Consider the following 6,557-nt stretch of genomic DNA (forward strand, 5'->3'; position numbering starts at 1 on the left):
TTTGCCTTTAGTCAGGGATCGTGAATTTTTTTCATTTATCATGAATTATTCTCGTTTGCCTGTGGCGCGCACGGATGACACTACCTGGACATATAGCCATCCAGAAGGCTAAAAAGTTCAAATAATACATTATCACCCTGGGTAACCAGTTTGCCCGAGTGAATAAGGAGAATCGCATGCCACATCAACACGCCCCGTACCGCGCCGATATCGTCGGCAGTTTCTTACGCCCGCAGACCATTAAACAGGCCCGTCAGCAGCTGGCCGACGGTGACATCACCGCCCAGCAGCTGCGTGCCGTTGAAGATGCGGAAATCCGTCGCGTGGTGCAGCATCAGTGCGACTGTGGCCTGCACGTGGTGACCGACGGCGAGTTCCGCCGCGCCTGGTGGCACTTCGATTTCTTCGACGGCCTGCAGGGCGTGGAGCGCTACGATTCCGACAAAGGTATTCAGTTTAACGGCGTACAGACTCGCGCTCACGGGATCCGCGTTACCGGTAAGCTCGGCTTTGGTGAGCATCCGATGCTGGAAGATTTCCGCTTCCTGAAAAGCATCAGCGGCGACGCCACGCCAAAAATGACCATCCCCAGCCCGAGCGTGCTGCACTTCCGCGGCGGGCGTAAAGATATTGATGCCAGCGTCTACCCGGATCTGGCGGATTACTTCAATGATCTGGCGGACACCTGGCGTGACGCCATCCGCGCCTTCTACGATGCGGGCTGTCGCTACCTGCAGCTGGATGACACCGTCTGGGCCTATCTGTGCTCGGAAGATCAGCGCCGTCAGGTGCGCGAACGCGGCGACGATCCAGACCAGCTGGCGGCCATCTATGCCGACGTGCTGAACCGCGCGCTGGAAGGTAAGCCGGACGATCTGATTATTGGCCTGCACGTGTGCCGTGGTAACTTCCGCTCCACGTGGATATCTGAAGGTGGCTATGAACCGGTGGCGGAAATTCTGTTTGGCCGCGTCAACGTGGATGCCTTCTTCCTGGAGTACGACAACGACCGTTCCGGCGATTTCGCGCCGCTGCGCTTTATTCGTCCCGGCCATCAGAAAGCCGTGTTGGGGCTGATTACGACCAAGAACGGCGAGCTGGAAAACCCGGAAGGCGTTAAAGCTCGCGTTCAGGAGGCGGCAAATTATGTCGCGCTGGATCAGATTTGCCTCAGTCCGCAGTGCGGTTTTGCCTCGACGGAAGAGGGCAACAGCCTGAGCGAGCAGCAGCAGTGGGACAAAGTCCGCCTGGTGACGGGCGTCGCGGCCGACATCTGGTCATAACGTTCTTTTCCCGGGGCCGGATTGGCCCCGGATAATCTTACGCCGCGCTGACGGTGGTGCCCCAGGTGCTGGCCTTAATGCCGCGGAAAATCAGCAGCCACGCCAGCACGATGGTGACCATCATGATGGGGAATAGCATCATCGGCGGGAAATGCGTCAGAATCTGCCCGGTCAGCAGCGGGTTCAGCGCCGCGCCCAGCCAGCCTAGCGCCTGCGCGGAAAAGTAGCTGGCTTTCATGCCCGGCGGCGCGATGTTGTCGATCAGCATATATTCACCCGGCGCGTAGATGACTTCCCCCAGCGTGAAAACGGCTGCCGCCAGCCCCCAGAACCACAGGTTGTTTCCGGACAGCATAAATCCCGCCAGGCCGATGACATAGCAGACGGTACCAAAGGTCATTAACGGGCGCAGGTTATTCGCCGTCAGCTTACGGCCAATGGCGTACTGCAAGGTGACGACCATCGCGGCGTTGACCGGCAGGATCACCGCCACGACCTTTTCCGCAAAGCTGCTGTCGCCAATCGTCAGCACGTACTGGGAGAGGCAGGAAGCAAACGAACCGCCAACGAACGACGCCAGCAGCCCTGACAGGGTGAACCACAGCAGCGCGCGATCGCGCAGCAGCACCGACGGTGACCAGGCCACCGGCGTGTCCGTTATCTCCGCCGGCTTCAGGCGTTCGACGTAGCGCTGGATAAACAGCAGCGGAAACGCGGCACAAATCGCGGCCAGCCAGAACGGCAGGTTAATACTTTGCATCACCAGCAGCGTGCCGATGGGCGGCCCGATGGTCCAGCCGACGTTCAGGAAGGTGTAGTTCAACGAGAACACCTTCGCTTTGGTCGTTGGCGCCAGCGTATCCGAGAAATAGGCTTTTAATACGGTGGAGAACACCGAGTATGAGCAGTTGATCAGCGAGAAGAAAAAGACCACCAGCACCACGCTGTGCACCAGCGGAATGGCGACAAAGCCGCAGATGAAAAACGCGACGGCAATCAGCATGTAGCGCTTTTTATCAAATTTGTCGGCCAGAATGCCGAAGCCGAGGCTGAACAGCACGCCGATCACCAGCGCGATGGACATGGCGTAACCGATGGTGTCCACCGTCATCGCGTACTGACGCGTGAGGTAGATGGTCATAAAAGGGAGCGTGGCGCCGCGCCCGATGGTTAACAGTAACGACGATGCCAGCAGCGCAATCGTGGATCGCCTGGTCGTTGGTTTCATTTTCCTGCCCGAGAGATGTGGTTGTATTGTTTTTTGTTATCTCTTTCACAAATATCACGCCATAAGCAGCTTGTATAGCGGTGGTCGTGTCGGGAAGTGCGATTTTGAACTGCCAGAAATAATGATCTATTCCTCGTCTGAATTTTTCGTTACTTTGGTTAGGTTTACATAAATTTAAAAACGTTGGGGCGAAGTATGACGCGTAAAGATGGGCTGCTGGCGCTATTGGTGGTGGTGGTATGGGGGCTGAACTTTGTGGTGATCAAAGTAGGGCTACACGGTATGCCGCCGCTGCTACTGGCGGGCCTGCGCTTTCTGTTTGTCGCTTTCCCGGCACTGTTCTTCGTACCGCGTCCGCGCGTGCCGATCTCTTTGCTGCTGGGCTATGCGCTGACCATCAGCTTCGGCCAGTTTGCCTTCCTGTTCTGCGCCATCAACTTCGGCATGCCCGCCGGTCTGGCCTCGCTGGTGCTTCAGGCGCAGGCCTTCTTTACCATCATTCTTGGCGCCTTTGCCTTTGGCGAGCGGCTTCAGCGTAAACAGCTGGTGGGCATTTCGCTGGCGGTGTTCGGCGTACTGGTGCTGATTGAAACCAGCATGAGTGGCCAGCACGTCAAGCTGCTGGGCTTTATGCTGACGCTGGCGGCGGCCCTGTGCTGGGCGTGCGGCAATATTTTCAATAAGAAAATTATGCACCATGACTCGAAGCCGGACGTGATGTCGCTGGTGGTGTGGAGCGCGCTGATCCCGATCGTACCGTTCATGCTCTGCTCGTGGATTTTTGAAGGGCCGCAGCTGATGGCGCAGAGCCTGATTCACATTAACCTGACGACCGTGCTGTCGCTGGCCTATCTTGCTTTTGTTGCCAGTATCGTCGGCTACGGTATCTGGGGTTCGCTGCTTGGGCGTTACGAAACCTGGCGCGTCGCGCCGCTGTCGTTGCTGGTTCCGGTGGTGGGGCTGGCCAGTGCGGCGCTGCTGCTGGGGGAAACGCTGTCGGCAATGCAGCTGCTTGGCGCGCTGCTGATTATGGCCGGGCTGTTTATTAACGTCTTTGGTCTGCGTGTGCCGGGGATGCGGCGAGCGGTGAAGGGCTAAAAAAAGCCCCGCGAGCGCGGGGCAATTAATGTTTAGCGATTGTTGTCATTGTAATACGGTACACCCAGCTCATCGGACTTATCGCTACCGGCACCCATATGATTGAAGTCAAACGGGGACTGGTTGCTGGCGGACGGCATCAGCATGGTGTCGTGCGCGGTGTTATGGGCTGGAAATTGCTCCGCGTAGCTCTGAGTTGAGGCCATCGCCAGCAGGGCGAAGGCAACGGAAGCGAACAGTTTCATTATTTCCTCGATACGTCTTTTGGCAGGCGATTAATAAACACAATGATTAATAGGGTGGAGATAGCGAGACTCTCCGTGCATATTGGTGACGCGGTACTTGTGCGGCGGCACGTCGAAATAGTTTTTAAACGTCCGCGTCAGCGTCTGCTGAGATTCAAAACCGTAGCGTTCGGCCAGATACAGGATCGGTTCATTACCTTCTTTTAATTTCTGGGCGATTTCCGTCAGCTTACGGGTGCGAATGTACTGACCTAATGAATGACCGGTCTCTTTTTTAAACATCCGCTGCAGGTGCCATTTGGAGTAACCGGAACGTTCTGACACTTTCTCAAGCGACAGCGGCGATTCCAGGTTATCTTCGATCCAGTCCAAAATGCTATGAATAGTAATAGCGTCAGTGTTACGTCTGGACATCGTCTTACCTCTTCTTCTGTTTACGGCAATATTTTTTTAAGCAGAAGTTCGAGCGTTGCAACTTCATTTGCCGTTAAGTTTTTTGTTAATTCCTGGTGCAGGTTTTGCCCAACGAGCAGATGGCATTGTTCACAAATGGCCGCGCCTTCCGGCGTCAGCTGAATCAATACGCCCCGCTTGTCGCTTGGATTGGGTAACCGGGCTATCCAGCCCCGACACAGCAAACGGTCAAGCATGCGGGTGAGCGCGCCCAGATCCACCGACAAGGTTTTTTTCAACTCCACGGGGGTGATACTGCCTTTGCAGCGAATAGAGCACAGCACTCTGAACTGCGAGGCGGTAATGTCTTCTGGCGATAAATGCTCGTTGAGTAAGCGATCTTTCTTTTGGTTAACCAGGTGAATCAAATGCCCAAGTGGAATCATTTCATTGAAGAGATCGCTTGTGCTGTTCACAATGGTTGCCCTGGCAAGTACTTTAGTTGCGATGGATATTATTTCTCGCGCAACCATAAGTCAACTGAATGGGTGGAGCGATGCCACGAATTGCTAAAACGCTTCAGGGTGGCCTAAATAGGATATCCTGTAGAGGAACAACCTGAAGTCAGAGATGCTGTACAAAAGGGCGACAGCCTGGCGTACAGTCCGAATTTTTCCGTAAAACAGATAGGATTTTTTAACGCTTATGAAGGAACTCTTTCAGGCCGTTGGGCTAGGGCTGGTCGTGCTGCTCCCGCTGGCTAACCCGCTAACCACCGTCGCGCTGTTCCTGGGTCTCTCGGGGAATATGAACAGCGCTGAGCGTAACCGACAGTCGCTGATGGCCTCGATATACGTCTTTGCCATTATGATGGTGGCCTATTACGCGGGCCAGGTGGTGATGAATACATTCGGTATATCAATACCTGGGCTGCGTATCGCCGGCGGGCTGATCGTGGCTTTCATTGGTTTTCGCATGCTGTTTCCGCAGCAGAAGGCGCATGATTCCCCGGAAGCGCGCAGTAAGTCCGAAGAGCTGCAGGACGAGCCTACCGCCAATATCGCCTTTGTGCCGCTGGCGATGCCCAGCACGGCGGGCCCGGGGACCATTGCCATGATTATCAGTTCGGCGTCGACGGTTAAGCATGGCGTCAACTTCTCCGAATGGGTGGTGCTGGTGGCGCCGCCGATTATCTTTGCGCTGGTCGGGGTCATTCTGTGGGGCTGCCTGCGAAGTTCCGGGGCGATTATGCGTCTGGTGGGGAAAGGCGGGATCGAGGCAATTTCGCGTCTGATGGGCTTCCTGCTGGTCTGTATGGGAGTGCAGTTTATTATTAACGGCGTGCTGGAAATTATTAAAACCTATCCCGCCTAAGGCCAATCGGGCCGGGGTTTTCACCCGGCCCGATAACGCGTTTTAATGCTGATGCGCCTGTTCTTCTAACGATGCCGTGGGCCAGCGGCGGAAAATGATCACCGCCCAGATAAACGCCGCCAGCGCCGGCACTGCGCCGACGTAGCCGATAGATGACATCGACATATGGGTGCTAATCTGGCTGCCCAACAGCGCGCCCGCGCCGATCCCGATATTGAAAATACCCGAGAAGAGCGACATGGCGACGTCGGTGGCATCCGGCGCCAGCGCCAGAACTTTCACCTGCATGCCCAGGCCAATCACCATAATCGCGATCCCCCAGAAAATGCTCAGCACCGCCAGATGCGTGGCATCCTGTGCCGCGGGTAACAGCAGCAGCAGACAAACCAGCAGCAAGCCAATCGCGCTGCTGATAAGCCCGGACGCATGCAGATTGCCCAGCTTGCCGAACAGCACGCTGCCGATGATCCCCGCGCCGCCGAGAATCAGCAGCAGCACGGTAGCAAAGTTGCCGCTCAGCCCGGCCACGGTCTGCACAAACGGCTCGATATAGCTGTAGGCGGTGTAGTGGGCGGTGACCACCACCACGGTCAGCAGGTAGATACTCATCAGCGCCGGGCGACGGAACAGCACCGGCAGGCTTTTCAGCGAACCGGAATGTTCGCTTGGCAAGCGCGGCAGCAGCTTAATTAACGCCAGCAGCGTAATCAGCGCCCCCACGCCGATGGCGAAGAAGGTAGTGCGCCAGCCGAAGTACTGGCCGACGATCCGGCCAATCGGGATGCCGAAAACCATCGCCAGCGCGGTGCCGGTCGCAATCAGGCTCAGCGCCTGGGCGCGTTTTCCCGCCGGTGCCATCCTAATGGCCAGCGAGGCGGTGATCGACCAGAACACCGCGTGGGCGACGGCGATCCCGATACGGCTGCCGACCACCAC

At 56.6% G+C, this 6,557-nt stretch carries 8 protein-coding genes; 3 read left to right on the forward strand and 5 right to left on the reverse strand.

What is annotated here, in order from left to right; genetic code table 11:
• Positions 1-176 precede the first annotated feature (176 nt).
• Positions 177-1,283, forward strand: coding sequence for a cobalamin-independent methionine synthase II family protein (locus ACK5JN_RS15910; protein WP_416871060.1), 1,107 nt, complete (start codon positions 177-179; stop codon positions 1,281-1,283).
• A gap of 37 nt (positions 1,284-1,320) precedes the next feature.
• On the opposite strand, the gene ydeE is transcribed toward ACK5JN_RS15910, so the two are convergent.
• Positions 1,321-2,511, reverse strand: coding sequence for an efflux MFS transporter YdeE (gene ydeE / locus ACK5JN_RS15915; protein ID WP_416871061.1), 1,191 nt, complete (start codon positions 2,509-2,511; stop codon positions 1,321-1,323).
• 195 nt (positions 2,512-2,706) lie between these two features.
• On the opposite strand from ydeE, the gene eamA reads away from it, so the two are divergent.
• Positions 2,707-3,609, forward strand: coding sequence for an O-acetylserine/cysteine exporter (gene eamA / locus ACK5JN_RS15920; RefSeq protein ID WP_416871062.1), 903 nt, complete (start codon positions 2,707-2,709; stop codon positions 3,607-3,609).
• Between the two features lie 32 nt (positions 3,610-3,641).
• On the opposite strand, the gene marB is transcribed toward eamA, so the two are convergent.
• From marB to marR, 3 genes are read right to left on the reverse strand one after another with little or no spacing between them, the layout of a single operon-like run.
• Positions 3,642-3,854, reverse strand: a complete 213-nt coding sequence (marB, locus tag ACK5JN_RS15925) for a multiple antibiotic resistance protein MarB (protein ID WP_416871063.1) — start codon at positions 3,852-3,854, stop codon at positions 3,642-3,644.
• Between the two features lie 30 nt (positions 3,855-3,884).
• Positions 3,885-4,268 carry an MDR efflux pump AcrAB transcriptional activator MarA gene (marA, locus tag ACK5JN_RS15930; RefSeq protein WP_416871064.1) on the reverse strand — a complete coding sequence of 128 codons (384 nt, stop codon included), beginning with the start codon at positions 4,266-4,268 and terminating at the stop codon, positions 3,885-3,887.
• 20 nt (positions 4,269-4,288) lie between these two features.
• Entirely contained in the window at positions 4,289-4,723 is a 435-nt protein-coding gene (marR, locus tag ACK5JN_RS15935) for a multiple antibiotic resistance transcriptional regulator MarR (protein ID WP_064545351.1), read from the reverse strand.
• A gap of 229 nt (positions 4,724-4,952) precedes the next feature.
• Here marR and ACK5JN_RS15940 point away from each other — a divergent pair, with 229 nt between their 5' ends.
• Positions 4,953-5,621 (forward strand): MarC family NAAT transporter, encoded by a 669-nt coding sequence (locus ACK5JN_RS15940; protein ID WP_416871065.1) that lies wholly within the window; start codon positions 4,953-4,955, stop codon positions 5,619-5,621.
• Positions 5,622-5,663: 42 nt separating this feature from the next.
• On the opposite strand, the gene ACK5JN_RS15945 is transcribed toward ACK5JN_RS15940, so the two are convergent.
• Positions 5,664-6,557: sugar transporter (locus tag ACK5JN_RS15945; RefSeq protein ID WP_416871066.1), on the reverse strand; the 894-nt coding region annotated here is incomplete at its 5' end.

It is taken from the genome of Kluyvera sp., from assembly GCF_047971185.1.
In the GTDB taxonomy this organism is placed as follows: domain Bacteria; phylum Pseudomonadota; class Gammaproteobacteria; order Enterobacterales; family Enterobacteriaceae; genus Kluyvera.